Raw genomic sequence first — 26,299 nt, forward strand, 5'->3', positions numbered from 1 at the left:
GTAAACACTATAACGAGCAACACCCCAGGGAGCGCTACCGATGTCATCCACGTTCACGCCTGCCGCCCAACCACGCGTACGGCTCACGCTATCTCTGCTGACACTTGCAGTGCTGGGCGCCAGTCTACAGACGGTCAACGCCAGTGCTGCCAGTGAAAGCACCCAGGCGGCACGTTCGACAGGCACCTACAACTTCTCGATTGGTCAGCAATCGCTGGTGTCGGCACTCCATGAATTCAGCCGCATCACCGGCTGGCAGGTGGGCGTGTCATCGGATCTCGCGCAAAATGTCACCTCCCAGGGTGCCCGCGGCAACCTGAGACCTGCGCAGGCGCTGGACACCCTGCTGGCCGGCAGCTCGCTGAGCTATCGCAATCTGGGCAACAACAATGTAGTGCTGGAAAGGCGCACCGCAACCGCCGGCGTCTTGGCCCTCGATCAGATCACCGTCAGCGCCACGCGTCAGGCACAGGATGTCGCCACGGTACCAAGCACCGTCAGCGTGCATTCCCGTGAAGAACTGGACCGCAGCAACGTCAACACCATCCGTGATCTGGTGCGCTACGAGCCGGGGGTTTCGGTGGGCGGCGCAGGCCAGCGCGCAGGCACAACCGGCTATAACATCCGCGGCATTGACGGCAACCGGATACTGACTCAGGTCGACGGCGTGGAAGTCCCCGACAGCTTTTTCACCGGTCCTTATGCGCAGACCCATCGCAACTATGTCGACCCGGAGATCGTCAAGCGCGTGGAAATCCTCCGCGGTCCGGCCTCGGCCCTGTACGGCAGCAGCGCAATCGGTGGGGTGGTCAGTTATTACACGCTGGACCCGGATGACATCATCAAGCCCGGCAAGGATGTCGGCGCACGCCTCAAGACCGGTTACAGCTCGGCAGACGAAAGCTGGTTGAACTCGGCCACTTTCGCAGGCCGTCAGGGCGAGTTTGACGGCTTGCTGCACGTGAGCCAGCGCAATGGTCATGAGACCGAATCCTATGGCGAAACAGGTGGCACAGGCTTGAGCCGCACCGAAGCCAACCCTGAGGATGCGCGCAGCATCAACGTGCTGGCCAAGCTGGGCTGGAATTATACCGACGGTTCGCGTCTGGCTCTGGCTTACGAAAAGTACAAGGACGACCGCGACAGCAACCTGAAAAGCGCAGTCGGCGGGCCGTTCACCAACGGCAGCGGGCTGGGCATGTATCAATCGCGCGAGGGTAACGACACCATCACCCGCGAGCGCTTCGGGGTCGAAACCAGCTTCGCCGTCGATAGTCTGCTGGTCGACAACCTCAAGTGGAGCCTGAATTACCAGACCGCAAAGACTGATCAAAGCACCCGGGAGCGGTACTTTCCGTTTTCCCGAGATGTCATTCGTGATCGCGACACGCACTATCAGGAAAAGCAGTGGGTATTCGATGCCCAACTGGACAAGGCATTCTCTATCGCCAGCACGGACCATGTGCTGACCTACGGTACGACGGTAAAGCAGCAGAAAGTCACCGGGCTGCGCAGCGGCAGCGGGACCTGTGCACGCGTATTCGGCTCCTGCCGCGTGGTCGGTGCAGACAGCCCGAGCGACCGTCTGGCCGCGACGAGCGATTTCCCGGACCCGACCATCACCAGCTATGCGCTGTTCGCCCAGGATCAGATCAGCTGGAACGACTGGACCTTCATGCCCGGCGTGCGTTATGACCACACCACACTCGACCCGAAGTTCACGCCAGAATTTCTCAGGTCGGTCAGCCTCGCCGACCCCGGTCAGGGCAACGACGAAACGCGGACATGGCATCGCTTGTCGCCCAAGTTCGGTGTGACTTATGCACTCAGCGACGCCTACACCTGGTACGGCCAGTATGCCGAAGGTTTCCGCACACCGTCGGCCAAGTCACTTTATGGACGCTTTGAAAACCCGACGGCAGGCTACGTGGTTGAGCCCAATCCGAACCTGGAGCCGGAAACCAGCAAAAGCTATGAAACCGGTTTACGCGGTCGCTTCGAATCCGGCTCGTTTGACATCGCGGTGTTCTACAACAAATACCGCGACTTCATCAACGAGGACGCCATCACCCCCGGTTACAGCGAACTCACGTTCCAGTCCAACAACATCAAGCACGCAACCATGAAGGGCGCGGAATTCAAAGGGCGCATCAATCTCGACAGCATCGGTGCGCCAAACGGTCTCTACAGCCAGGCATCGGTTGCCTACGTGCAGGGCCGCAACAACGATACAGGCGAGCCAATCAACAGCGTCAACCCGCTGACCGGTGTGATCGGCCTGGGCTATGACCAGAATGACTACGGCGGCCTGCTGAGCTGGACGCTGGTCAAGCGCAAGAATCGCGTGGATGACAGCAATTTCCACACGCCGGACGGCACCTCCAGTCAATTCAAGACCCCGGGCTACGGCATTCTGGACCTGAGCGGCTACTACAAGGTCAGCAACGATGTGACCGTCAATGCGGGTCTGTACAACCTGACCGACAAGAAATACTGGCGCTGGGATGATGTGCGCGGCTATGACGGCGTGGGCGAAGCTGGTGTGACGGCGCCCGCTAATCTGGATCGCCTGACCCAGCCGGGACGCAACTTCAGCGTCAACGTGGTGTGGGACATATGAACCCGAAAGTAGCGTAAAACCCGTCGCCGAGTACATCGGCGGCAGGCTTTTTTTACGCTTTCGGGTGCAGCTATTCGTCTATTCAACAAGCCCCCTTTTTCAGCAAGGAAGAACTCGATGACCCTTGATCAGAACCGACCGACTCTGCGTTCGCAACGCCTGAGCCAGATCACCCACGCGCCACACGAACAGCTCGACAAGGCGGTCAAGGCACATGCGCCGTTTGAAACCCTGGCCAGCTACGCTCGCTTCGTGGTTGCTCAATACCTTTTTCAGACGGAATTGCAAAGCCTGTACAACGAGCCCGCGCTAGGGGCGATCATCAACGACCTGCCGGCCCGCTGCCGCGCAGAACAGGCCGGAGCGGATCTTGCCGACCTGAACATGGACCTTCCCCTGCCGGTGGCTGGCGCAATACCAACGCCGAGCACCGCAGAAGCGCTCGGCTGGCTATTTGTCTCCGAAGGTTCCAAGCTGGGTGCTGCATTCCTGATCAAACGTGCCGAAGCCTTGAATCTGAGCCACAGCTTTGGCGCCCGGCATCTGAGCGAGCCTGCCGGAGGCCGCGCAGCAGGCTGGAAGACCTTTGTCAGGACGCTTGACGAGCTGTCGCTGACCGCCGAGCAGGAAGCAGCACTTGATCGAGGCGCCATTGCCGCATTCGAGCGTTTCAATGTCCTGCTGCAATACGCCTACGCCGATGCCCCGGTTGCAGACATGGCACAGGCATGAAAAAGCGCCCGGTGCTGTTAAGCTGGCCGGGCTCCCCGAACCTGCCTGTAGAGACCATGACGTACAAACCACCCGGCTCAAGACTCTCGCGCCTTTTATACGGCATCCTCGCCTACGTCGCCCTCGGCATAGGCATTGTCGCGATCTTCATTCCCGGCTTGCCGACCACCGAGTTCATTCTGCTGGCGGCCTGGGCGGCGACACGCAGCTCGCCGCGTCTGAATGCCTGGCTGGAAAACCATCGTGTGTTCGGCCCGATCCTGCACAACTGGCGCAACGGCAGACTGGTCGCCCGCAAGGCCAAGATCAGCGCCACCATCAGCATGCTGGTCTGCGCCGTGGTGATGCTGAGCCTGATCGGCCACGCCTGGTGGCTTTATCTGGCTCTTACCGGTATGGCGCTAGGTAATCTGTGGATATGGTCGAGGCCGGAACCGGACAAGATCGATCGTTGAGCGCAGGCATGATGCGAGCGGCACCCTGCACGAGGCTGAACCGTCCGGTCGCGAGGAGTGTCAGACTGAACACACTCAACACTTGATGGAGTCACTTCATGTACGAGCCAGGCCATCTGCATCTCACCCACGTGGCGCTTCAACCGTCGGATATCAGCTATGACATCCACTTGCGCTACAACGTGGAGGAAGATCCCAAGCAAGGCACGTCCATGCACTTCACCATGCAGGGCGAAATCAACGGCAAGCCGTTCGAAGAGCAGTTCCAGCTGCCCCGTGACCTCGCCTTCAACTTCGCCCATGACGCCAGTCGCATCGCGATCAGACACGGCTTGCCCAACTCGGCCGCACTGCCCATCGCCCAGCACAAGGACTACGACCGAATGTTCGCGGACATCCGTGACAAACTCCACGCCAAATCAGGCGACCCGGTCAAGCCGGAGCATCTGGAGTAAGCGCCAGGCTCCTCTTGGCAACGGGAGCACGAGGTCCGGAGAATACCAGCGTGCAGTAGCGTGAGGAACGACGCTCCGCAGAACACCATCGTGCCCATGCTCCGCGTGGGTATGCCGTTCCGGACGCTCTGCGTCCTCTCCTGAATATGCGGCATAGCGTAAATCCATGACGCAGAGCGTCAAGAAGGGCATTCCCACGCTGGAGCGTGCGGAACGATAGGTGTGCGGCAGAACACCAGCGTGCAGTAGCGTGAGGAACGACGCTCCGCAGAACACCATCGTGTCCATGCTCCGCGTGGGTATGCCGTTCCGGACGCTCTGCGTCCTCTCCTGAATAAACAGCGTGGCGTAAATCCATGACGCAGAACGTCAAGAAGGGCATTCCCACGCTGGAGCGTGAGGAACGATAGGTGTACGGCAGAACACCAGCGTGCAGTAGCGTGAGGAACGACGCTCCGGAGAACACTCTCGTGCCCATGCTCCGCGTGGGTATGCCGTTCCGGACGCTCTGCGTCCTCTCCTGAATAAACAGCGTGGCGTAAATCCATGACGCTGAGCGTCAAGAAGGGCATTCCCACGCTGGAGCGTGAGGAACGATAGGTGTACGGCAGAACACCAGCGTGCAGTAGCGTGAGGAACGACGCTCCGGAGAACACCATCGTGCCCATGCTCCGCGTGGGTATGCCGTTCCGGACGCTCTGCGTCCTCTCCTGAATATGCGGCGTAGCGTAAATCCATGACGCAGAGCGTCAAGAAGGGCATTCCCACGCTGGAGCGTGCGGAACGATAGGTGTGCGGCAAAACACTATCGTGCCCATGCCCACCGCCGGATTTCACCAAACCTGCCGCTACAAGGCATACTTGCCTCCTTCTAATCCGCGAACCGTCTACGCCTCATGCGCATCCATGTCAGCTTCATCGACCGCGTCGGTATCACCCAGGAAGTGCTGGCGATCCTGGGTGGACGCAATCTGAATCTGGATGCCGTGGAGATGGTACCGCCCAATGTCTATATTGACGCGCCGACCCTCAGCCACCAGATGCTCGAAGAACTCAAGGACGCGCTGTTTCGGGTTCGTGGGGTAGAAGCAATCACTGTGGTCGACATCCTGCCGGGTCAGCGCCGCCATCTGCAACTGGACGCGCTGCTCGCCGCCATGACCGACCCTGTGTTCGCACTGGACAGCGCCGGGCATGTGCTGCTGGCCAATCCCGCGTTGATCGCACTGATCGGCCGGGAACCTGCGGGCGAACCCATTGCTGAACTGTTCGCCGACCCCGGTCTGCAAGCAGCATTGCTGGAAAACAGCTTTCGACTGCCACTGCGCGAAATCACCCTCAACGGTGAAGCGCTGTTGCTGGATGCCACCCCGATCACCGAGGCGGGTGCGCTGATTACCCTGTACCTGCCCAGCCGTATCGGTGAGCGCCTGTCGGCGCTGCATCACGATCACGCCGAAGGTTTCGATGCGCTGCTCGGCGAGTCAGCTGCAATCCGCACCCTAAAGGCGCGCGCGCAACGTGTGGCGGCGCTGGATGCACCGTTGCTGATTCAAGGTGAAACCGGCACCGGTAAAGAACTGGTAGCGCGGGCTTGCCACGCCAGCAGCGCGCGTCACGGCGAGCCATTCCTGGCACTGAACTGCGCGGCGCTGCCGGAAAACCTGGCTGAAAGCGAACTGTTCGGTTATGCCCCGGGCGCCTTCACCGGCGCCCAGCGCGGTGGCAAGCCGGGGCTGATGGAACTGGCCAATCAGGGCACAGTGTTTCTTGATGAAATAGGCGAAATGTCGCCGTACCTGCAAGCCAAACTGCTGCGCTTTCTCAACGATGGCAGCTTCCGGCGTGTCGGTGGAGACCGGGAGGTCAGGGTCAATGTGCGTATCCTCAGCGCTACCCACCGCGATCTGGAAAAAATGGTCAGCGAAGGCACTTTCCGTGAAGACCTTTTCTACCGCCTCAACGTCCTCAATCTCGAGGTACCGCCGCTACGCGAACGCGGGCAGGACATTCTGCTGCTGGCCCGCTACTTCATGGAACAGGCCTGCGCGCAGATTCAGCGTCCAGTGTGCAGGCTTGCGCACGGCACCTACCCTGCTCTGCTGGGCAATCGCTGGCCGGGCAATGTTCGTCAATTGCAGAACGTGATTTTCCGTGCTGCCGCCATCTGCGAACACACTCAAGTGGATATAGGCGATCTGGATATCGCAGGCACTGCAGTTGCGCATCCGCACGACAGCCCCGTGGACAGCCTCGAACATGCCGTCGAGGCATTTGAAAGAAATCTGCTGGAAAAACTCTACGCAGACTACCCATCTACCCGTCAGTTGGCCGCGCGTCTGCATACATCGCACACCGCCATCGCTCATCGACTGCGAAAATATGGAATACCGGGCAAGCGCTAATCTATTGACGCCATTTATCGAAAATATATTCCGAAAAGATTCATTTAATAACTAATCTGCCGATACTGATCTGGTATGGTCCACAAACCTCTTATCATCCATTTGAGTGGATGTCCGTAAGTGTGATTACGGCCGTAATGGCAGAAAGGTCAGGTAGTACCGGGAAGTGATATGTCAACCCCGCCAGCAGACCGCCCGCTTGCCGATTCTCAGTCTCGTGCTGAAAAAATCGTCGAATCTCGCCGTCAGAAAATCCTGCTCAAAACCGGCGCGCTGCAGGACGCGATTTTCAACAGCGCCTACTTCTCCAGCATCGCGACCGACGAACACGGCGTCATCCAGATATTCAACGTGGGTGCCGAACGCATGCTTGGTTACCACTCTGAAGATGTGGTCGACAAAATCACGCCGGCAGATATCTCCGACCCCGCCGAGCTGATCATCCGCGCGGCAGCGCTCAGCCATGAACTGAACACGCCCATCACGCCGGGCTTTGAGGCACTGGTATTCAAGGCTTCGCGTGGCATCGAAGACATCTACGAATTGACCTACATCCGCAAGGACGGCAGCCGCCTGTCGGCCATGGTGTCGGTCACTTCACTGCGAGACAGCGCTGAAACCATCATTGGTTATCTACTGATCGGCACCGACAACACCGCGCGCAAGCAGGAAGAGGAAGCCCAGGCTCTACTGGATCAGCGGTTGCGTGACCAGCAGTTCTACACCCGCTCGCTGATCGAATCGAACATCGACGCGCTGATGATGACCGACCCGCAAGGCATCATTTCCAACGTCAACAAGCAGATGATGGCGCTGACCGGGCGCACCCGTGATGAGTTGATCGGCGCGCCCTGCAAAAACTTCTTCACAGACCCGGCGAGTGCCGATGCCGCGATCAAACGCGTGCTCAGCGAACATAAGGTCAGCGACTACGAACTCACCGTGCGTGCCTACGACGGCACCGAAACCGTGGTGTCCTACAACGCTGCGACTTTTCATGACCGGGACCGCAAGCTCAAGGGTGTCTTCGCTGCCGCCCGGGACGTGACCGAGCGCAAGCGCTTCGAACGCACGCTGGAAGAAAAAAACGTCGAGCTGGAACACGCCAGCCATATGAAGTCCGAGTTCCTTGCCACTATGTCCCACGAGTTGCGCACACCGCTGAACGCCGTCATCGGTTTTTCCGAGGCGCTCAAGGACGGCATGGTCGGCGACATGACCGATGCCCAGCGACGGTACATCGGCGATATCTTCAACAGCGGCCAGCATCTGCTCTCGCTGATTAACGACATTCTCGACCTGTCCAAGGTCGAAGCCGGAATGATGACACTGGAGCTTGAACCGGTCGATCTGGACGAATTGCTGAGCAACAGCCTGCTGATCGTTCGCGAGCAAGCCGCCCTGCAACGCATCCAGTTGAAACTGGAAACCGAAGCCGACTTCGGTCTGCTTGAGCTGGATCGGCGCAAGACCAAGCAGATTGTCTACAATTTGCTGGCCAACGCAGTGAAATTCAGCGAACCCGGCGGCTGGGTGACACTGGCAGTGCGCCAAGTGTCATTTGCCCAGGCAGGCGTCATCGAGGGTGACTGGCCAGCACACACGTTTCCATTGCCCTCCAGTGAATACGAACAGTTTCTGGAACTGAGCGTCAGCGACACAGGAATCGGTATCGCTCAAAGCGATATGAACAAACTGTTCAAAGCCTTTAGTCAGATCGACAGTGGTCTGGCACGCAAATTCGAGGGCACCGGACTGGGCCTGGCGATGGTCAAGCAGCTGACCGAACTGCATGGTGGCTGCGTCGCGGTCGCAAGCGTCAAGGACCTCGGCGCACGCTTTGTGGTCTGGCTGCCAATCCGCCCGCCTGAATGCGAGGAGGCACGATGGCCCAGATCCTGATCATTGAAGACAATGCGGCGAATATGCGCCTGACGGAGCTGTTATTGACCAGCGCCGGTCACAGCGTACTGTCGGCAGTCGATGCTGAAACAGGCCTGAAACTGGCCCGTGAGCGTCAGCCCGACCTGATTCTGATGGATATTCACCTGCCGGAAATGGACGGCCTGAGTGCCACCGCGCTGTTGAAGAAAGACGCCGGCACAGCCGCGATCCCGGTGGTCGCCTTGACCGCAATGGCCATGAAGGAAGACAAGGAAAAGATCCGTCTGGCGGGCTGCAACGCTTACATCATCAAACCATTGCGCTACAAGGAGCTGTACCGGGTTATCGACACCCTGCTGGAAAAAAAACTGCCTCAACAGCCAATTACCTGAGCATTCGATATGACCCAGAGCGCCGCAACCATCCTGATTATCGATGACGATGTCCATGTCCGGGACCTGCTGGAGGTTCTGCTGCAGAATCAGGGTTATCGGACGCTGACTGCGGAATCGGGCGAGCTGGGGCTGGCCATGGTCGAACTACAAGCGCCTGACCTGATCCTGCTGGACATCATGATGCCGGGCATGGACGGTTACGAAGTCGCCAGTCAGCTCAAGGCCAGCAAGAGCACCGCCAATATACCGATCATCATGCTCTCGGCACTCGACGAACAAAGTGCGCGTTTGTCAGGGCTGGAAGCCGGTGCCGAGGAATACCTCAACAAACCGGTGGACAGCGCCGAGCTATGGTTACGTGTGCGTAATCTGCTGCGCCTCAAGTCCTTTGGCGACTACCTGAAAAGCCACAGCCTGATCCTCGAAGACCAATTGCAGCAGCGCACCATCGACCTTGAACGCTTTCGTACGGTGATGGACGCTTCTGAAGATGCCATTTTCCTGATCAACCGCAACACCATGAGCCTGATCGAATTCAACCGCAGGGCATGTCAGCTGCTGGGCTACACCGCTGAAGAACTGGCGCACAAGACCCCGGCCGAGCTGGGCGAGACGTCAATGGAAAATCTGGAAGTCGTGTATGACCAGATCATCGCCGGCAAAGGCCCCAGCGAACCACTGGAAACCCAGATTCGCGACAAGAGCGGACGCGATGTCGAGGTAGAGATCCATCGCCAGGCCTATCGTACCGGCGAGGACTGGGTCATCGTCGGCATCGTCCGCGACATCACCCGGCGCAAGGAAAGCGATCAGCGCCTGCTGACCATGGCCCACTACGACGCACTGACCGGCCTGCCCAATCGGGACCTGTTTTTTACCAGCCTGCAAATGGGCGTGACCCAGGCGGCCATCAGTCGCTGGAAGCTGGCGGCCCTGACGGTCAATATCGACGGTTTCAAGAATATCAACGAAACCTGGGGGCATGTGCTGGGCGATGAGGTGCTGCTGGAGGTCAGCCGCCGACTGTCGAACTGCCTGAATGCCAGCGACACCCTTGGCCGCGTGGACGGCGATCAGTTCGCCCTGATTCTGATGCTTCGTCCCGGCCAGGCGGATACCCGGCAAACGCTCGAGCGCATCCGCAACTCATTGCGAGCGCCCTTCCACATAGAAGGCCAGAGCCTGGTCATGACTGCCAGCATCGGTATTGCGCTGTACCCGGAGGACGGCGAAGACTCACGCGAGCTGATCAGACACGCCTACACCGCCATGAACAGCGCCCGAAAAATCGGCCCGGACAACTACCGGTTCTATACGCCGCAGATGAACGCTGACGTCTCGGCGCGTCTGGACCTCGAAGCGGCATTACGTGAGGCCGTGCAAAAACAGGCGTTCGAGATTGTCTACCAGCCTAAACTCAACCTGGCTGACAAGCGGGTATGCGGGCTTGAAGCCTTGCTGCGCTGGCCGCGCCCTGGCCAGTCAGGCATTTCGCCCGCCGTATTTGTTCCGGTGCTGGAAAGTCTGGGGTTGATCGGTGAAGTCGGCAACTGGGTCGTCGACAGCGTTTGCGCGCAGATTGCGCGCTGGCAACGTTCCGGGCTGGGCTCTTTTCAGGTGGCAGTCAACATCTCCGGGCAGCAGATTTCCAGCAGCAGTCTGGTGGCCGACATTCGTCAGGCACTTGAGAAACACAAGGTTGCGCCGCAGTGGCTGGAGGTCGAACTGACGGAAAGCTCGTTGATGGAAAACACCTCTCACACCATCGCTACCCTGGGTGCGCTACGCGCCAATGGCGTGAGTATTTCCATCGACGATTTCGGCACCGGCTATTCAAGTCTGGCTTACTTGCGCCGATTCCCTATCGACAAGCTTAAAATCGATATCGCATTCATTCGCGAAGTGACCAGCAACCCACAGGACGCGGCCATTGCCAGAGCCATCATTGAACTGGCTCACAGCCTCGACCTGAAGGTTATCGCCGAAGGTGTGGAAACACCCGAGCAACTGGCGTTTCTGCGTGAAAACCATTGCGATCAAATCCAGGGTTACCTGATCAGCAAGCCGCTGCCACTTGGAGAGCTCGAGGTCTTTCTTCGATCACCGGCAAGCCGCGTCGGGTGACACAGCATAGTCGGCACAGGCGGTGCCGATCATGCCATTTTTGAAGGAGTTCGCTGCATGCGGTGTTTGCCAGCTGTACTTTTAGGGATGCTAAGTGTGGCAGGTCTGGCTCAGGCGCAAACGCCGAGCGATGCCGGACTGATCGAGGACAACGCAGCAGCCAGTACACCCACCTCGTCCAGCGAAACGCGGGGCGTATTGCGCGCAACCAATCAGGCGGTCCTCGCCAGCGAGTTGTCCGGCCGTATTACTGACCTGCCTTTCCAGGAAGGCGAGTCTTTCAACAAAGGCGATACCCTCGCCCGCTTCGACTGTTCGGCCTACCAGGCTCAGCTCAATGCCGCGCAGGCGGCCAGCCGTGGTGCCAGCGAGGAACTGGCGCACAACCGGCAACTGGCGGCGCTCAACTCGGTGGGTCGTTTCGAGGTGGCACGTGCCGAGGCAAAGCTTTCCGAAACTCAGGCGCAGTCTGGCGTCTATCAGGTACAGATCAAGCGCTGCAGCGTGGTTGCGCCCTACGACGGGCAAGTGGTCGAGCGCAAGGTGAAGCGTTACGAGAGTGTCGCAGCCGGTACGCCGATGCTCGAAATCGTCGACAACCGCACGCTGGAAATTCACCTGCTGGTGCCCTCGCGCTGGATGAGCAGACTCAAGCCCGGACAAACCTTCAGCTTCGTTCCCGACGAGACCGGTCAGCCGCTGACCGCCACCGTCAAGCGCCTCGGTGCGCGTATCGATGAAGGCAGCCAGACATTGCTGCTGATCGCCAGCCTGCCCAAAGCGGAGGGCCTGCTGGGAGGCATGAGCGGTACTGCACATTTTGCGGAGCTCAAGTGAACGCCCCCGCATCCGGCGCGGTTGAACGGGTTTTCGCGCAGTTTCTCGACCTTGAACGGCTGACCCGCGCCGCACCTGCGATAGATCAACTGGCGTACAGCCTGGTCAACGACAGCCAGGGGTTGTTCGGCTATCGCCACGCAGCGCTTGTGATCGCCGGCAAGGTGCGCTCAGTGACGGGAGTCAGCATCATCGAACCCAATGCGCCGTTCGTGGCCTTTGTCGAACATGCCGTCGGCCAGTTGCTGAAACTGGAGCAGGTCAAACCGGCGCGCGTCGTGCACATGGGTTCACTCAGCGCATCGGTACGCGATGACTGGAACAGCCTCTCGGCACCGCATGTTTTCTGGCTGCCGCTGCAAGACCGTAAAGGTGAGGTGTTTGGCGGCCTGTGGCTGGCCCGCGACACGCCGTGGACACCCGCAGAGCAAATCCTGCTGGCGCAACTGGGCGATACCTGCAGCCACGCGTGGCTCGCCTTGCAGCCCGGAAAACCGTGGCGCCTGCGCTTCAACCGCAAGCGCCAGGCCTTACTAGTGATGCTGGCGCTGTTGTGCCTGCTGATTCCGGTGCGTCAGTCGGTACTGGCACCCGCCGAAGTCGTACCGCTGGGCGGACGCGTGGTGGCTGCGCCGCTGGATGGCGTGGTGGCCGAGTTTCTGGTCAAGCCCAATCAGGTCGTCAAGACCGGGGACCTGCTGCTGCGTTTCGAGAACACGACCCTCAAGGCTCAGGCTGATGTAGCCGAACGGGCACTGGGCGTTGCCGAAGCGGAACTGAAAGCCAACTCGCAGCGCTCTTTCGCCGATGCCGAATCCAGTTCACGAATCGACCTGCTGGCGGCCCGTGTCGAGCAGAAGCGTGCCGAGCGCGATTATGCCCGTGAACTGCTTAAACGCAGTGAAGTGCGCGCCGAACGCGACGGTATCGCGGTATTTGCCGATGCCCAGCGCTGGCTCGGCAAGCCGGTGCAGACCGGCGAGCGTCTGCTGGAAATTGCCGACCCGACTCAGGCCGAGCTGCGCATCGAGCTGGCAGTTGGCGACGCCATCGCCCTGCAACCGGATGCCGAAATCGCATTGTTTCTGGACAGCGACCCGCTGCAACGGCATGCCGCCCGCCTTGAGCGAGCAGCCTATGAGGCCCAGCCCACTCCCGGCGGGCAGCTGGCGTATCGTCTGGATGCCAGCTTTCTCGATTCGCCGCCACCCCGGATCGGGCTGCGTGGCACAGCCAAGGTATTCGGCGACCGTGCTCCACTGGCGCTGTACCTGCTGCGTCGCCCTCTTGCCGGCCTGCGTCAAAGTGTAGGCCTGTAATGAACCTGCCCAACCTGCGTGCAGATTTGCAGCTTACACCTGCCGCCCCAGCCCTTGACGGTTCGCCACGCTGGACCTTGGCCGACCCGGTGCGCGGTCGCTATTTCAAGCTTGGCACCCAGGCCATTCGCCTGTTGCGTCATTGGGCGCTGGGTGATGCTTCACAGGTGCTGCAAGCGGCAAACCGCGAGCCGGGCCTGCCGTTGGGCAACACCGAGATTGACGAACTGTTGCGTTTTTTACGCGGCCATGACCTGATCGTAGCGCGCGATCCGGAGCAGCGCGCCAGCTACGCCTACAAGGCCGCAGCGGCACGTCATGGGCTGTGGCAGATGCTCTTGCATCAATATCTGTTCTTCCGGATTCCGCTCTGGCGTCCTGACGCATTTCTAAACCGCGTCTGGCCGTGGCTGGCGCGCCATGGCTCAGGATTACTGCGCTACGGGCTGCCGCTCACGCTGGGGCTGGGAATTTTTCTGGTAGCCCGGGACTGGCAACGCTTCATCGGGACCTTTCCCCACCTGTTCAGCCTGGGTGGCGCGCTGGCATTCGGTATAGCGCTGTTTTTCGCCAAACTCTGCCATGAGTTCGGCCACGCATTCATGGCCAAGCGTGCCGGATGCCGGGTACAGAGCATGGGCGTAGCGTTCATGGTACTGTTGCCGTTGTTCTATACCGATGTCAGCGATGCCTGGCGGGTCAACGATCGCCGCGCCCGATTGCTGATCGGCGCAGGCGGCGTGCTGGCGGAAATGTTGCTGGCATGCATCGCCTTGCTGGCCTGGTCACTGCTGCCCGACGGGCCGGCGCGCACCGCAGCATTCATGCTCGCCAGCGCGACGTGGCTGACCACTGTGGTGGTCAACCTCAATCCGCTCATGCGCTTTGATGGTTACTTTCTGATCAGCGATTTTTGGGAAGTCGACAATCTTCAGGGCCGGGCTTTTGCCCTGTGTCGCTGGCGACTGCGCGAGGCACTGTTCGGCTACGGCCTTCCCGCACCGGAGCCGTGGTCAGCGGCCATGCAGCGTCGTCTATTGTGGTGGGGGTATCTGTCCTGGTTGTGGCGTGCAGCATTGTTTTTTGGCATCGCGCTGGCGGTCTACCATCTGTTTTTCAAGTTGCTGGGGATTTTCCTGATGCTGGTGGAGTTGGGCTGGTTCATTTTTCTGCCGATTTTCAAGGAATGTCACCACTGGTGGTCACACCGCGAACAGGCGTAAGCACCCCGTGTGCTGCTCAGTGCGGCAGGCTTGCTGGCACTGCTCCTGTTGCTCATAGTACCGTGGCACAGCAGTGTCGAGTTGCCGGTGATGCTGGAAGCCGAAAGTGTGACGGCCATACATGCCCCGGCCGCTGCCAGAGTCAGACAGGTCAATGTGCACGACGGCCAGAAGGTCGAACAAGGCGCCGTGCTGATGGAACTGGAATCCCCGGATATCGACTCGCGGCAAAGTATCGTGCGCCGTGAGATCAACATTTTGCAGTTGCAGATGCGTCGTCAGGCAGGCCGCAGCGAGACCGCCGCCGATGCCGGGATTCTCGAACAGCGTCTGGCCGAAGCAGTTGCCGAGTATCGCGGCCTGGCCGCACGACGCGAACGTCTGCTGTTACGCGCTCCCAAGGCCGGGCAGGTGCGCGACCTGCTGCCTCAGTTGAGCGAAGGTCGCTGGGTTTCGACCAGAGACCCGCTGCTGAGGATTGTCGAGGAAGGCACGCGAATTCGCGGTTACGTGGCCGAGAACGCGCTGTGGCGTATCGCACCTGGTGATCGCGGACGCTTTATTGCCGATGATCCGATGCGTGAGTCGCTGCTCGTGGAGCTTCAGGAAGTCGATGCCAACGGCGTGGCGTGGCTGGATCAAGAGGCGTTGAGTTCCGATCACCACGGACCGATTGCCGTGCGGCGCGACGAAAATCAGCGCGCCGAACCGGTACAGGGCCAGTATGGTGTACGCCTTAGACTGGTCGACAATACCGCAGCACCGTCTCAGCCTTTGCGCGGCGTCGCGGTGCTGGACGGCCGTAGTGAATCCATGCTGGGCGCAACCTGGCGCAGGCTTGCCGCCCTGGGAGTAAGAGAAAGCGGGTTCTGAAGCTGACACATGGACAGAGGACAGCCCTGATGACAAAAAAACCTTTCGCCAACCTCGACGGACTGGTTGTAAGGCCATCGAGAGAAACCGACACTGCCTTTCTGCAGATGCTCTACCACTCGGCGCGGCCCGATCTGCAATCGATCGACGGCGAACGCGATCAGGTTGAAGACGTCATCGCCCAGCAGTTTCGCGTGCAGGATCTAGGACAGGGAGAAAACTTCCCCAACGCCATGCACTACGTGATTGAAAAGCTCGGCACGCCCATCGGTGCGCTGGTCACAGATTTCGGACACAACGAGATACGCGTGCTGTATCTGGCGTTCATTCCGGCAGCGCGCGGCAAGGGCTACGGGCGCAACGTTTTGCAGGGTGTGCAGCAGGCCGCCGAACAGATCCGCTGCCCGGTGGCAACAGTGGTCTGGGCCAACAACCCGCATGCTCGCCAGCAATATCTGGCGCTGGGGTTTCAGGTTGAAGAGCAGGATGTGGCGGCGGCGAGACTGATCTGGTATCCAGGCCAGACCGCTGCCTTTTGATCAGTTGAAGCTTATGCAGTAGTAGGCCAGGTTCTCGTCGCGGCCCATGGCGGGAACACGAGAGACGAACACATTCTGTAGCAGGCCCAGCTCCGGCAGTTCGATAGCACAGGCCCCATCGACAAACTCGCTGGGCTCAAGTGACTCCAGTGAAACGTTGAACGGCATACGCTGTTGCCGGGCGGCTCGTGCCTGCGGTTTTTCGGCCACTGAGGCGACATGCACAGGCAACTGGCTGCCGTCGCTCATTTGCAACTGGCAGGTATTACCCAGCAGGCTCTGGAAGTGTTCAACGGTAACGTCTTGCAGCATGACGCATCTCCAGTGAAATGAGTGGGAATAGCCCGTCCCGGGACTCGTGTCAGATCAGTCCCTGGTAGGGAAAAGACCCTGCAGGGCGATACTGAAGTTCACCACCAGGAACGGGTTCATGCTGTCGATAGGCAGGCTGCCTCCGGCGGGCTGCATGGTTCCGGTGATGGCGGTACTGACGCCCTTCTGCACGACAGGTGCGGTGCCTGGATTGGGCGAAAAGATATTGGCGGAGGTCGGTCCGCTAGTGGAAGCACCTATGAACGCATTGTCTGTGGTGGGCGCGATGGTCGCCCCGGTCACTGCCGGGTTGGCCAGATTGATCGTGGTGGTCGCTGTCAGTGTACTCAGTGCATGTACATGAGCTGGCATGTTGGCGATGGCAACCGTTACCTTTTCGACCCCCGAACTGTCGCCCATCGCACGGGGGGTGAGGTTGACGCCGGAGCCCTGATTCATCGGCACTCGCCCCTGAAAATTAGGCACCATGAAGGTTGACGAACCGTTACCTCCATACTTGACACCCATCAGTGAATACAAAGCCTGGTATTGGGCGATGCTCATTGTTTGTCCGTTGCATTGCACCCAGCCTGAAGGCGCATAATCAAAACTGAACATCATGATCGAACCCATAAAAACTTCCATACACCCTCATCCTTCTTCTATGTCATGGGAAACTTCGATCCACCGAGGCACGGTCCACAGGTGGCAGGATAGAAGCGTAGACGCAGTTTTCAGGGTGTAAATGTTTTTGCAAATGACCGTTATCCGTCGCACATCCAGTGACATTCAAAAGTATTTGTTGGAAAGTTCATTACCGTTCATCTGATACTCATCATTCTTTCATCGGGAAAACCCTAATAAAATCGGGAGGGAGAACGCCACATCAGTTTTTTTAACGTTCCCATCCCTCAAGACATGCTGGCTCCTGTCGAACTACTGGCATATGAATGCACTTTGTTACGTAGTTCACACACTCGTATAAACAGTTGTTTTTCCGGGGCGCATGGATGCAAAAATTCCACTTCATTGCAGGTTTGCCACGATCGGGCTCCACACTGCTATCAGCCATTCTCCTGCAAAATCCGCGCTTTCATGCGGGTATGAGCAGCCCGGTTGGCTCTCTTTTCTCCAGTATTCTTGGCCAGTGCAGCGCTGGCAGTGAATTCTCCTCAGTGATCAACACCGATGTGCGTCGTCGCTTGTTGCGCGGGGTTTTCGAGTCCTACTACGCCGACAAGGCCGATAAAGACGTGGTGTTCGATACAAACCGTGGCTGGTGTTCACGTCTGCCTGCGCTTATGGACCTGTTCCCGCAAAGCAAAGTAATTGCCTGCGTACGTAACGTCGCCTGGGTCATGGACAGTATCGAACGTTTGTACCGCGCCAACCCTTTTGAAAACACCAAGCTGTTCAACGATGACGTGGAACGCAATACGGTCTACAGCCGGGTCGAGACGCTGGCGCAGCGCAATCGTCTGGTGGGCTTTGCCTGGGCATCGCTCAAGGAAGCCTATTACGGCGAGCATGCCGACTCGATTCTGTTGATCGATTACGAACTGCTGTCCCAGGCCCCGGAACGGGTCATACGGCTGGTCTACGACTTCATCGAAGAACCGTGGTTTGAACACGACTTCAACAACCTCGCCTATGACGCCCCGCAGTTCGATGATGCGCTGGGCGTATCAGGCCTGCACAAGGTCAAGCCGCGCGTTGCGCTGGAGCAAAGGCCCACCATCCTGCCGCCCGACCTGTTCGAGCAGTATTCAAAGTTGTCGTTCTGGAATGACGGGTCTGCCAGCGCAGCCAATGTCATCCGCATGAAATCAGACGCCGCCGTTAACTGACTGCGGTTTTATCACTCGTAACGTTCGATCTCTGGTGAGCAACATGTGGTGGAATAAACAAAAATCGCGGACTGCAAAGCGGGCACCGTCGAGTGCAACCTCCCCCGTTTCGCCCATGATCATGTCTCTCGAACCGCGCATGCTGTTCGACGGTGCGGTCGCAGCCACCGTTGCTGAAGCGGCCCAGCCGGACAGCCAGCCCACGCCCGACGCATCGGCCAAAAGCGCCGAGCAGGCCAACAGCGCCAGTAACGACCATCACGCGCAAGCGCCAGCCTCTTCGGACGTGGCCGCAACGCCTGCCGCCTTACCCGGCACCACCGTCGTATTTGTCGATTCACGGGTGAAGGATTCGGCCAGCCTGCTGGCGGGCGTTGCGCCCGGTGCGCAAGTCGTCGAACTGGACGCCACCAAGGATGGCCTGCAACAGATTGCCGATTACCTGGGGTCTCATCAGGGCGTCAGCTCAGTGCAGATCATTGCGCACGGCAACTCCGGCGACCTTTGGCTGGGCAACAGCTATGTTTCCGCGGACAACATCGCGCAACGCAGCGCCCTGCTGGCCGAAATCGGCAACGACATGAATGTTGGTGGCGATATTCTGATCTACGCCTGCAACACCGCCGAGGGCGACACCGGCCTGAGCTTTGTCGACTCGCTGGCAACCCTGACTGGCCGCGATGTTGCTGCGTCCACTAACCGCACCGGTGTGGGTGGCGACTGGGATCTGGAAATCGCCACCGGCAGCATTGAAAGCGTCAGCGCCCTCTCGCAACAGTCGATGGATGCCTACCAGTGGGGGCTGGCAACGTTTACGGTCACCTCCACCAGCAACACCGGCGCAGGCAGCTTGCGTGAAGCGCTGACCAATGCCCAGAACGGCGATATCGTAACCTTTTCGAGCGGCATGACCGTCGCGCTGCAAAGCCAACTGGTGGTCAGCAAGAACATCACCCTTGATGGTGACCTGAACAACGACGGAGTTGCCGACGTCACGCTGGACGGCCAGAACAGAACCAGCGTCATCAGGGTCAACTCGGGAGTGACGGCCACACTCGACGGCGTGATCATCACCCGAGGCGTGGCCAGCACGGCGGGCGCAAACAGCGGCTCGGCCATTTCGGCCTCTGATGCGCTGGGCGGCGGTATCAACAACGCCGGCAACCTCACCCTGCGCAACGTCACGGTGACTGCAAACGCGGCAGCAGGCGGTGGCGGTGGTGGCGGTGTCCTCTCGCCCACCGTAGGGGGTGGTGGTGGCGGCGGCGGCGGCATCGGCGGGCAAAACGGTGCTACGGGTGGCAGTGCCGGGACTTACACCCCTACGGCCCCGTCAGCCAATACCGGCGGCAACGGTGCCGGGTTCAACACTGTGTACATGGGTGGTAAAGGCGGTACTTCTGCGGGTGGCGGCGCGGGGGGCCTTGGCACTTCCGGGTACACCATCGGTGGCGCAGGCGGTACTGCGACCAGCGGCGGACGCACCATCGGTGGCGGTGGCGGCGGTTCGGGCTATGACGCCAGTGGCGGCAGAGGCGGATCAGCAGTCGGCGGCATTTACAACGCATCGACCGGTACGCTGGCGATCATCGGCACTTCGACCATCAGCAGCAACATCGGAGCAGGCGGTGGTGGCGGCGGTGGCGGCACGATTGGCGGCAACGGCGGCCGTGGTATCGGGGCGATCTGGAACAAAGGCACACTCAACATCACTTCAGGCAACAACGCGGCCTTGACCGGCAACGTGGGTGGCAGCGGATCTGGTGGACAAGCGATCAGCGGCGGCACCAATGGCACCTCGCCTACCGCCGTCAATAACATCCTCAACGACGGCGGCACGCTCAACACGGCCTATACCTCTGACACGACTGCACCAACGGGCACCAGCATCGTGATTGCCAATACGTCGCTGAGTTCGGGTGGCACATCGCTGGTCACCTTCACGTTCAGCGAGCCGGTCTTCGGCCTGGAAATCTCCGAAATCACCGTGCCCAACGGTACGTTGAGCAACCTGGTGACCACCAACAACATTACCTGGACAGCCACTCTTACGGCCTCCAGCAACACTTCCTCCAATTCCAATGCGATCAGCCTGCCGTTATCGGCGGTGCAGGACTCAGCCGGCAATATCGGTACCGGGACAGTGACCTCCAACAGCTACGCAGTGTCCGATACCGTTCCGCCGACAGCGACTGTCGTGGTAGCAGACACCGCACTGGCAGCGGGTGAAACATCACTGGTCACCTTTACGTTCAGTGAAGTGGTTACAGGCTTCGACAACACCGACATCTCGGTCGCCAATGGCACATTAACCGCTGTGAGCAGCAGTGATGGCGGCAAAACCTGGACCGCGACCCTGACACCGACCGCCAACCTGACCAGCACCACCAACCAGATCAGCCTCAACCGGGCAGGCGTGCAGGATCTGTCCGGAAACGCCGGTTCAGGCACTGCCACGTCCAACAACTACGCCATCGACACGTCGCGCCCGACCGCAACCATCGTGCTGGCCGACAACTCCCTGAGCATTGGTGAAACCTCGCAGGTGACCATCACCTTCAGTGAGGCGGTGTCCGGTTTCACCAACGCGGACCTGACCGTCGTCAACGGCACCCTGAGTACCGTGACCACCAGCAACAATATTGTCTGGACCGCGACATTCACGCCGACCAACAACATTACCGACAGCACCAACGTGATCACTCTGGACAACACTGGGGTCACCGATGCTGCGGGCAATACGGGTTCGGGTACCACAACCTCGAACAATTACGCCATCGATACCCAGCGCCCGACTGCAAGCATTCTGGTGGCAGACGCCAGTCTCACGGCCGGTGAAACATCACTGGTGACGATTACCTTCAGCGAGGCCGTCAGCGGTTTCACCAATGCCGACCTGACAGTGCCCAACGGCACCTTGAGCACCGTCACCAGCAGCGACGGCGGCATAACCTGGACGGCGACCTACACGCCGAACAACAACGTCAACGACACCACCAACCTGATCAGCCTGAACAACGCAGGTGTAACGGATCTGGCTGGCAATGCCGGGTCCGGCACCAGCAACTCGGGCAACTTCACCATCGACACCGTGCGCCCGAGCGCTACCGTGGTCGTGGCCGACAGCACCCTTTCTGCTGGCGAAACCTCGCTGGTCACCATTACCTTCAGCGAAGCCGTGACCGGGTTTAACAATGCCGACCTGACCATCGCCAATGGCACCTTGAGCGCAGTGAGCAGCAGCGACGGTGGCATCACCTGGACCGCGACCCTCACGCCAACCGCCAACGTGACCGATACCACCAACCTGATCACGCTCAATGCAAGCGGCGTCGCCAACGCTTCCGGCAACGCAGGCACTGGCACCATCAGTTCCAACAACTATGCCATCGACACTCAGCGCCCGACGGCCAGCATCGTGGTGGCCGACAACGCGCTGGGCATTGGTGAAACGTCGCTGGTGACCATCACCTTCAGCGAAGCGGTCAGCGGTTTCACCAATGCCGACCTGAGCATCAGCAACGGCACACTGAGTACGGTCAGCAGCAGCGATGGCGGCATCACCTGGACCGCCACCCTGACGCCGACCGCAGGGGTCAACAGCAACATCAATTCGGTGAATCTGAGCAACGGCGGCGTCACCGATCTGGCGGGCAACGCCGGCAGCGGCCTGAGCACGTCGAACAATTACGCCATCGACACGGTACGCCCGACTGCCAGTATCACAATGTCGGACAATGCCTTGACCGCAGGTGAAACCTCACTGGTTACCATTACCTTCAGCGAGGCAGTGAGCGGCTTTACCAACGCCGACCTGAGCGTACCCAACGGCACCTTGAGCGCTGTGAGCAGCAGCGACGGCGGTATCACCTGGACGGCGACCTATACGCCGAATGCCAATGTCGCCGATACCACGAACGTGATCACGCTGAACAACACGGGCGTGACCGATCTGGCAGGCAATATCGGCAGCGGCACGACCGATTCCGGCAATTTCACCATTGCCACTCAGCAGCCGACCGCCACCGTCGTCGTCGCCGACAGTGCGTTGTCTGTGGGCGAAACCTCGCTGGTCACCATCACCTTCAGCGAAGCGGTCAGCGGTTTCAACAACGCCGACCTGACGGTCGAGAACGGTACGTTGAGCGCGGTCAGCAGCAGCGACGGTGGTATCACCTGGATCGCGACCTTCACGCCGAACGCCAATGTCACCGACGCAAGCAACCTCGTGACCCTGGACAACACCGGGTTCACCAATGCCCCGGGCAACGCCGGCAGCGGCATCACGTCTTCGAACAACTACGCCATCGACACCCTGCGCCCTACCGCCACCATTGTGGTGGCCGACAATGCGCTGGCCGTCGGTGAAACCTCTCTGGTAACGATCACCTTCAGCGAAGCGGTCAGCGGTTTCACCAATGCGGACCTGAGCGTTGCCAACGGCACCCTGAGCGCGGTCAGCAGCAGCGACGGCGGTATTACCTGGACGGCAACGCTTACTCCGACCGCAGGCATTACCAGCGCAAGCAACTCGGTGACCCTGAACAATGGCGGCGTGACTGACCTGGCCGGTAACGTGGGCAGCGGCCTGACGCTCTCCAATAACTACACCATCGACCAGACGCGACCGACCGCCAGCATCGTAATAGCTGACAACGCCCTTTCGGCGGGTGAAACCTCACTGGTCACTATCACCTTCAGTGAGGCAGTCAGTGGTTTCGACAACAGCGACCTGAACGTACCGAACGGCACACTGAGCACGGTCAGCAGCAATGACGGCGGCATCACCTGGACTGCCACCTTCACACCAAACGCAAATGTGAATGCCAGCACCGGGCAGATCAGCCTGAACAGCGCAGGTGTCACCGACCTGGCGGGCAACGCGGGCAGCGGCATCATCAGTTCGGGAAGTTTCACCGTCGACACGACCAGACCTTCCGCCACCATCGTGGTGGCCGACAATGCCCTGTCCGCAGGCGAAACGACTCTGGTCACGTTCACGTTCAGTCAGGCGGTCAGCGGGTTCAGCAACGCCGACCTGAGTGTCGCCAATGGCACGCTGAGCACGGTTTCCAGCAGCGATGGCGGCAGCACCTGGACTGCCACCTTCACACCAAACGCAAACGTGACCGATGCAAGCAACCTGATCACGCTGGATAACACCGGTGTCACCAACGCATCGGGCAGTACCGGCAGCGGCACCACGGCCTCGAACAACTACACCATCGATACTCAGCGCCCGACCGCGACCATTACCGTCGCCAATCCGAACCTGGCCATCGGTCAAACCTCGCTGGTGACCTTCGCCTTCAGCGAGCGCGTGACCAATTTCGATCTGTCGGACATCAGTGTCGGCAACGGCAGCCTGTCCGGCCTGAGCAGCAGCGACAGCGGCCTCACCTGGACCGCCACCCTGACGCCGGATGCCAATATCACCGCAGCCAACAACTTCATCGTTCTGGACAGCGGCAGGATCGACGATCTGGCCGGCAACGCGGGTACGACAGTCGCGCTGTCCAGCAACTACAGCATCGATAACCAGCGTCCGACAGCGAACATTTCCATCGCCAATCCAAACCTGGCGACGGGTCAGACATCCCTGGTGACTTTTGCCTTCAGCGAGCCGGTGAATAACTTCACGCTGGCGGATGTCAGCGTGGCCAACGGCACGCTGTCCAACCTGGCCAGCAGCGATGGCGGAGCCACTTGGACCGCGACCCTGACGCCGACGGCGAATGTCACTGACCCGAGCAACTTCATTGTGCTGGACAGCAGCACAGTAACTGACCGGGCAGGCAACGCAGGGACAGGCATCGCGCTGTCTCCCAACTACGCCATCACGACCACGTCGCTGACCGGAGACCCGCAGTTCCGGATAGACGCGCCAGCACCGCTGGTCAACACACGGAATCTGCCACTGCAGCCGGCACTGTTCGATCTGCCAACCGGCAATCTGGGTTCGCCATTGAGCTTCTCGCCGTTGTTCGAACAGCGCACTACCGGGGGTGGTCTGCCGCCTGTGGGCAATATCTTCATTACCAACCGCGCCCTGGCACCCAGCTTTATTGCCCAGGTGTTCGACTCCAGCAGTGTCGGCGGCCCGGGCTCCGGGTTCACAGGCTTCAACAGCGGCGAAGGCAGCGTGTTCGGCAGCAGCACGCTGTCGACGCTGTTTTCCCGCGAATCCGCGACGGACAGCTCGACGACGGGCGCCCTCAACAGCGCTGGCAGCAATGACCTGCGAGACTCGTCACAGAGCATCCAGGCAGGTTTCGGCGCGTTGACCCTGGGTCAGCAGTTGCAACAGATCACCGATAACGAGCAAGAAAAACTGAGCGCACTGGCATGGGCTTTAGGGGAAGTCGGTGTGAGTGAAGTGCAAGCCTGAAACAGGGTTTGGTAAGGCGTCGTACCTGTACGGCGCTCATAAAAAAGAATGCGGTAGCTAGAGCTAGGGGCGGTCGGAGCATGAAAAGAAGTCAGAAGTTGTTCAGCATCAGCCTGCTGGCGCTGGTAGTGAGTGGTTGTGCTGTTACCAGCCAGCCTATCGACCGAAGCGTCAGCGAGCAGCGCGCCAAAAGCGATCTGCAACTGATGTACAAGGATCAAGAACCATTGAACGGTGCATTGACCCTGCACCAAGCCATGGCCCGCGCGGTGAAGTACAACCTTGAAGCGCGCCTGAAAATCATGGAAGAAGCCCTGGCCAAACGTCAGTTGGACCTCGCCAGCTTCGACATGCTGCCGCGCATGGCACTTTCAGCGGGCTATGCCGGACGCAGTAACGTCAGCGCATCGAGCAGTGAAAGCGTCGAGACCGGGACCCAGTCTCTCGAACCCTCAACCTCGCAGGATCGCAGCCGTCGTGTCGCCGACCTGACCATGGTATGGAACGTACTCGACTTCGGTGTCAGCTACATCAGCGCCAAACAGCAAGGCGACCAACGCCTGATCGTTCAGGAACGCCGTCGCAAGGTGATCAACACCATCGTTCAGGACGTGCGTTCAGCCTATTGGCGCGCCGTCGCCGCCGAACGCATGCTCAAGCAGATCGACAGCCTGATGGTTCGCGTTGAAAAAGCGCAGGACAACAGCCAGCAAATGAGCCAGCAGCGTGTAGGTGACCCGGTACAGGCACTGGGTTATCAGCGCTCACTGATCCAGGCGACGCGTCAGCTTGAAGAACAGCGCAAGGCGCTTTCACTGGCCAAGACCGAACTGGCGACCCTGATCAACCTGCCGCTGGGCACTGATCTGAAGCTGGCGACGCCGGACGACTACTCGATTCCGCAACTCAAGGTCGACATGGCGCGCCTGGAAACCGAAGCGCTGGCCAGTCGTCCCGAACTGCGCGAACAGGATTACCAAACCCGTATCAGCTCGGCCGAAACCCGCAAGGCCATGCTGCGCATGCTGCCGGGCCTGGAGTTCTCGGCAGGCGGCCATTACGACAGCAACTCGTTTCTGGTCAACGACAAATGGGCTGATCTGGGCGTAAAAGTCACCTGGAACCTGTTCAATGTGCTGTCGGCACCCGCCGCCATTGACGTCGCCAAGGCCGGCGAAGAAGTCGCTACTGCGCGTCGTCAGGCAATGTCCATTGCCGTACTGGCCCAGCTCTACGTGGCCAACGCCAACTACAACGAGGCGTTGCGCCAGTTCAAAACCAGCCAACAGCTGTCGAGCATCGACAGCCAGATCGTCGGTCAACTGCGCAATCGTTATCAGGCTGCCGGTCTGGGCGAGCTGGATCTGATCCAGGGCGAACTGAACACCCTGCAGGCTGATCTGCGTCGTGACCTGGCGTATGCCGACCTGCGCAACGCTTACGGCCAGATTTTCGCCAGTGCGGGTCTGGACCCGCTGCCGTCGGAGCTTTCATCCACCAAAGTGCAAGCCATTGCTGTTGCACTGGATGCGCGCGAGTCGCAGTGGGAAGCGGGTAATATTTCAGTAGCCGCTACCGCGCCCAAGCCTTAAGCCCGCATCATGAAAGACCACCCGGTCAGCGCTATGCGCTGGCTGGGTGCAGTAACACCCCTCGCCTCGCAACGAAATCGTTCCACTGTAATGATTTCACTCCATTAAAGCTCACTCCCCTTGCATCAAGGCCTTGATCAGGCACGTATTTTCAAATACCTGAACTGTGTAGCGATTTCGCTACAGCTGAAATCGGTCGTACTGATCTAATAATCATTAACTATTTGATTTATATGAAAAAATAAAACATGGCCGCTAAATTGCTTAGCCATAGCTCATATTGTTCGCGTGCTGCGCGA

Annotated in this window: 16 protein-coding genes and 1 pseudogene; 15 read left to right on the top strand and 2 right to left on the bottom strand. The window is 59.6% G+C overall.

Annotated elements, in window-relative coordinates; translation table 11 throughout:
* Nucleotides 1-40 precede the first annotated feature (40 nt).
* From LJU29_RS21230 to LJU29_RS21285, 12 genes and pseudogenes are all read left to right on the top strand, one after another.
* A complete protein-coding gene (locus LJU29_RS21230; protein ID WP_257111168.1) occupies nucleotides 41-2,620 on the top strand; it encodes a TonB-dependent receptor in 2,580 nt (859 codons plus the stop codon).
* Between the two features lie 117 nt (nucleotides 2,621-2,737).
* Nucleotides 2,738-3,352, top strand: coding sequence for a biliverdin-producing heme oxygenase (locus tag LJU29_RS21235; RefSeq protein ID WP_005756850.1), 615 nt, complete (start codon nucleotides 2,738-2,740; stop codon nucleotides 3,350-3,352).
* Complete coding sequence (locus LJU29_RS21240) at nucleotides 3,349-3,807, top strand: YbaN family protein (protein ID WP_054077878.1); 459 nt, start codon at nucleotides 3,349-3,351, stop codon at nucleotides 3,805-3,807. The genes LJU29_RS21235 and LJU29_RS21240 overlap by 4 nt, the downstream gene beginning before the upstream one ends.
* A gap of 98 nt (nucleotides 3,808-3,905) precedes the next feature.
* A complete protein-coding gene (locus LJU29_RS21245) occupies nucleotides 3,906-4,262 on the top strand; it encodes a DUF5064 family protein (RefSeq protein WP_002552307.1) in 357 nt (118 codons plus the stop codon).
* Between the two features lie 896 nt (nucleotides 4,263-5,158).
* Entirely contained in the window at nucleotides 5,159-6,667 is a 1,509-nt protein-coding gene (gcsR, locus tag LJU29_RS21250; protein WP_257111169.1) for a transcriptional regulator GcsR, read from the top strand.
* A 171-nt stretch (nucleotides 6,668-6,838) separates the two neighbouring features.
* Nucleotides 6,839-8,569 carry a PAS domain-containing sensor histidine kinase gene (locus tag LJU29_RS21255; protein ID WP_257111170.1) on the top strand — a complete coding sequence of 577 codons (1,731 nt, stop codon included), beginning with the start codon at nucleotides 6,839-6,841 and terminating at the stop codon, nucleotides 8,567-8,569.
* Entirely contained in the window at nucleotides 8,554-8,943 is a 390-nt protein-coding gene (locus tag LJU29_RS21260) for a response regulator (protein WP_004655995.1), read from the top strand. Before LJU29_RS21255 ends, LJU29_RS21260 begins: the two co-directional genes overlap by 16 nt.
* A 9-nt stretch (nucleotides 8,944-8,952) precedes the next feature.
* Nucleotides 8,953-11,070 carry a putative bifunctional diguanylate cyclase/phosphodiesterase gene (locus LJU29_RS21265; RefSeq protein ID WP_054996685.1) on the top strand — a complete coding sequence of 706 codons (2,118 nt, stop codon included), beginning with the start codon at nucleotides 8,953-8,955 and terminating at the stop codon, nucleotides 11,068-11,070.
* 87 nt (nucleotides 11,071-11,157) lie between these two features.
* Nucleotides 11,158-11,907 carry an efflux RND transporter periplasmic adaptor subunit gene (locus LJU29_RS21270; protein ID WP_257112821.1) on the top strand — a complete coding sequence of 250 codons (750 nt, stop codon included), beginning with the start codon at nucleotides 11,158-11,160 and terminating at the stop codon, nucleotides 11,905-11,907.
* Nucleotides 11,904-13,226: an efflux RND transporter periplasmic adaptor subunit gene (locus tag LJU29_RS21275; protein ID WP_005756860.1), complete on the top strand. Its 1,323-nt coding sequence runs from the start codon at nucleotides 11,904-11,906 to the stop codon at nucleotides 13,224-13,226. Before LJU29_RS21270 ends, LJU29_RS21275 begins: the two co-directional genes overlap by 4 nt.
* A pseudogene (locus LJU29_RS21280) lies at nucleotides 13,226-15,322 on the top strand (site-2 protease family protein). Before LJU29_RS21275 ends, LJU29_RS21280 begins: the two are co-directional and overlap by 1 nt.
* A gap of 29 nt (nucleotides 15,323-15,351) precedes the next feature.
* Complete coding sequence (locus LJU29_RS21285; RefSeq protein ID WP_257111171.1) at nucleotides 15,352-15,861, top strand: GNAT family N-acetyltransferase; 510 nt, start codon at nucleotides 15,352-15,354, stop codon at nucleotides 15,859-15,861.
* Here LJU29_RS21285 and LJU29_RS21290 read toward each other — a convergent pair whose 3' ends face one another.
* Together LJU29_RS21290 and LJU29_RS21295 are read right to left on the bottom strand one after the other, a co-directional pair.
* A complete protein-coding gene (locus LJU29_RS21290; protein ID WP_005745808.1) occupies nucleotides 15,862-16,173 on the bottom strand; it encodes a DUF6916 family protein in 312 nt (103 codons plus the stop codon).
* Between the two features lie 54 nt (nucleotides 16,174-16,227).
* The gene (locus LJU29_RS21295; protein WP_054996687.1) at nucleotides 16,228-16,818 is read right to left on the bottom strand and encodes a phage tail protein; all 591 of its coding nucleotides are present in this window, start codon (nucleotides 16,816-16,818) and stop codon (nucleotides 16,228-16,230) included.
* Nucleotides 16,819-17,183: 365 nt separating this feature from the next.
* Here LJU29_RS21295 and LJU29_RS21300 point away from each other — a divergent pair, with 365 nt between their 5' ends.
* From LJU29_RS21300 to LJU29_RS21310, 3 genes are all read left to right on the top strand, one after another.
* Entirely contained in the window at nucleotides 17,184-18,020 is an 837-nt protein-coding gene (locus LJU29_RS21300) for a sulfotransferase family protein (RefSeq protein WP_054996688.1), read from the top strand.
* 139 nt (nucleotides 18,021-18,159) lie between these two features.
* Entirely contained in the window at nucleotides 18,160-24,408 is a 6,249-nt protein-coding gene (locus tag LJU29_RS21305; protein ID WP_257112822.1) for an Ig-like domain-containing protein, read from the top strand.
* 98 nt (nucleotides 24,409-24,506) lie between these two features.
* Entirely contained in the window at nucleotides 24,507-26,000 is a 1,494-nt protein-coding gene (locus tag LJU29_RS21310; protein ID WP_010202019.1) for a TolC family protein, read from the top strand.
* Nucleotides 26,001-26,299: the final 299 nt, after the last annotated feature.

Origin of the sequence: Pseudomonas ficuserectae, from assembly GCF_024584585.1 — a bacterium.
Lineage (GTDB): Bacteria > Pseudomonadota > Gammaproteobacteria > Pseudomonadales > Pseudomonadaceae > Aquipseudomonas > Aquipseudomonas amygdali.

What these genes read in the sequence shown, in the direction of transcription:
- LJU29_RS21305 (WP_257112822.1), top strand. Translation starts at nt 18,160, where the DNA reads ATGCTGTTCGACGGTGCGGTCGCAGCCACCGTTGCTGAAGCGGCCCAG.
- LJU29_RS21260 (WP_004655995.1), top strand. Translation starts at nt 8,554, where the DNA reads ATGGCCCAGATCCTGATCATTGAAGACAATGCGGCGAATATGCGCCTG.
- LJU29_RS21230 (WP_257111168.1), top strand. Translation starts at nt 41, where the DNA reads ATGTCATCCACGTTCACGCCTGCCGCCCAACCACGCGTACGGCTCACG.
- LJU29_RS21295 (WP_054996687.1), bottom strand. Translation starts at nt 16,818, where the DNA reads ATGGAAGTTTTTATGGGTTCGATCATGATGTTCAGTTTTGATTATGCG.
- LJU29_RS21245 (WP_002552307.1), top strand. Translation starts at nt 3,906, where the DNA reads ATGTACGAGCCAGGCCATCTGCATCTCACCCACGTGGCGCTTCAACCG.
- LJU29_RS21265 (WP_054996685.1), top strand. Translation starts at nt 8,953, where the DNA reads ATGACCCAGAGCGCCGCAACCATCCTGATTATCGATGACGATGTCCAT.
- LJU29_RS21300 (WP_054996688.1), top strand. Translation starts at nt 17,184, where the DNA reads ATGCAAAAATTCCACTTCATTGCAGGTTTGCCACGATCGGGCTCCACA.
- gcsR (WP_257111169.1), top strand. Translation starts at nt 5,159, where the DNA reads ATGCGCATCCATGTCAGCTTCATCGACCGCGTCGGTATCACCCAGGAA.
- LJU29_RS21255 (WP_257111170.1), top strand. Translation starts at nt 6,839, where the DNA reads ATGTCAACCCCGCCAGCAGACCGCCCGCTTGCCGATTCTCAGTCTCGT.
- LJU29_RS21235 (WP_005756850.1), top strand. Translation starts at nt 2,738, where the DNA reads ATGACCCTTGATCAGAACCGACCGACTCTGCGTTCGCAACGCCTGAGC.
- LJU29_RS21290 (WP_005745808.1), bottom strand. Translation starts at nt 16,173, where the DNA reads ATGCTGCAAGACGTTACCGTTGAACACTTCCAGAGCCTGCTGGGTAAT.
- LJU29_RS21285 (WP_257111171.1), top strand. Translation starts at nt 15,352, where the DNA reads ATGACAAAAAAACCTTTCGCCAACCTCGACGGACTGGTTGTAAGGCCA.
- LJU29_RS21270 (WP_257112821.1), top strand. Translation starts at nt 11,158, where the DNA reads ATGCTAAGTGTGGCAGGTCTGGCTCAGGCGCAAACGCCGAGCGATGCC.
- LJU29_RS21240 (WP_054077878.1), top strand. Translation starts at nt 3,349, where the DNA reads ATGAAAAAGCGCCCGGTGCTGTTAAGCTGGCCGGGCTCCCCGAACCTG.